Origin of the sequence: Yersinia aldovae ATCC 35236 (assembly GCF_000173735.1) — a bacterium.
Classification (GTDB): domain Bacteria; phylum Pseudomonadota; class Gammaproteobacteria; order Enterobacterales; family Enterobacteriaceae; genus Yersinia; species Yersinia aldovae.
The window spans coordinates 1-1,465 of sequence record NZ_ACCB01000091.1; the positions used below are offsets into that span (position 1 = coordinate 1).

Genomic DNA, 1,465 nt, shown 5'->3' on the forward strand with positions numbered 1-1,465 from the left:
GGCGGGTGGCAATAATCCGTATGGGTATGTGCATAACCCGCTGGGGTGGGTGGATCCGCTTGGGTTGGCAAAATGTGGCGTTGGTGAATATAAAGATGTTGGTGGCCATCACGTACATGCTAAAGCAGGGTTTAAAAATAACGCCAAGTATGATCCTAAAAAAGGATTTTCAATTAGCCAAGATTATATGGATAAGATGGGATTAGACCATCAGGCTATGACCTCATATCAAAGACAGGCGTTCAAAAATCTTTATAATAGTGGGCGTTCTAATTCTTTTAGCGAACACACGAAAATAGCAGTCAATGCATTAGAGGCAGGGGGCGCAACAACACAGCAAGCAAGAGACCTTGTTGCTCAATCATTATGGAATTTACGTTCTCAAGGTGCACTTTCCCCCTCAAATATTCCTTGGTATCAATAGGGTGTAACTATGACGAATAAAGAGATTTTGGATGAGTTTGGTTGTGCCGTTATGCATATGGTTCGTGATCGTTCCATTGATAGATTTGATAAAATCCAGTCAGGGACGTTAAAATCACAAAGAGCTTTAGAACTACATAATTTATTATCAACGTTTGATGATAAGCAGAAAGATGTAATTAAAGATTTAATTACTGAGTGCATTGATAATACTATATTTAATTTTCTTTTTATGTTTGAAGAAGATGAAGATAAAAAAATATTAATGTCAGATGTTAATGTTATAGAAGTAAGTGACGGGTTATCAGGTGAGTTGTTTACAGAAGATGGATGGATAAGTCGATACAGTAATAAAAAATAATATAAAAGCCCGTAAAGATCCTCTCTGGATTTTTACGGCTATTTTTATCTATTGTTACGCAGATATATTATTCTGCTGAACTTGAATAACCACCTGACCGTGCATCACGCTGATCGCCAGCGGTTGCCCGGCCCGGCCGCTCTGCGTCAGTCATTCCCCCGCCAGATACAGTTCGCCGTTATCCTGTCGCCAGTCCGTGCCAATATGGGGGGAGCGCCCACCTCCAATAATAGCCGCCCAATATCTTCTTCATTAGAGACTAATATTACTATCCGTCCGTTCTGACTTGGTTATATTTTAATTTTATTATCATATAGTTTGGTGAATATTATCACGTTGTATTAACGTCTAATATTTTATAAAACCACTTACCAACCTTCATCTGGATCATTGCACAATATGGCGTTGGCAAGAATATACGTAATGTATACGGTAGTTTTGATTTATTCGTTGGCCGACGCATTTGGGCGGCGAATTCGGAAATTGCGGTTGGTCAGCAACGCGCCAGCCATTTCAACTCAAGGTGATGAACCGACGGCATCAGAGAAAACCGGCCAGGTGGGTTATGAATACCTGTGGAGTGGCGATCAGCTGATAGAAGAAGTGCCGATCTATGCTGATGGCACGGCGGCTTACGATCAAAGTATTCACTGGTTATATGCACCGGGGGCATTAACGCCA

Annotated in this window: 4 protein-coding genes; all 4 read left to right on the top strand. The window is 41.0% G+C overall.

Annotation, left to right across the window (positions count from 1 at the left end; translation table 11 throughout):
- Window positions 1–424: RHS repeat-associated core domain-containing protein (locus YALDO0001_RS19305; protein ID WP_217283971.1), on the top strand; the 424-nt coding region annotated here is incomplete at its 5' end.
- Window positions 425–433: 9 nt separating this feature from the next.
- Window positions 434–784 carry a hypothetical protein gene (locus YALDO0001_RS19310; protein ID WP_004705635.1) on the top strand — a complete coding sequence of 117 codons (351 nt, stop codon included), beginning with the start codon at window positions 434–436 and terminating at the stop codon, window positions 782–784.
- A gap of 51 nt (window positions 785–835) precedes the next feature.
- On the top strand, window positions 836–1,069 hold the full coding sequence (locus YALDO0001_RS21560) for a hypothetical protein (RefSeq protein ID WP_042840649.1): 234 nt from the start codon (window positions 836–838) through the stop codon (window positions 1,067–1,069).
- A gap of 138 nt (window positions 1,070–1,207) precedes the next feature.
- On the top strand, window positions 1,208–1,465 hold a 258-nt coding region (locus tag YALDO0001_RS22120), incomplete at its 3' end, for a hypothetical protein (protein ID WP_042840650.1).

Coding starts and splice junctions, on each gene's coding strand:
- YALDO0001_RS19310 (WP_004705635.1), top strand. CDS start 434: ATGACGAATAAAGAGATTTTGGATGAGTTTGGTTGTGCCGTTATGCAT.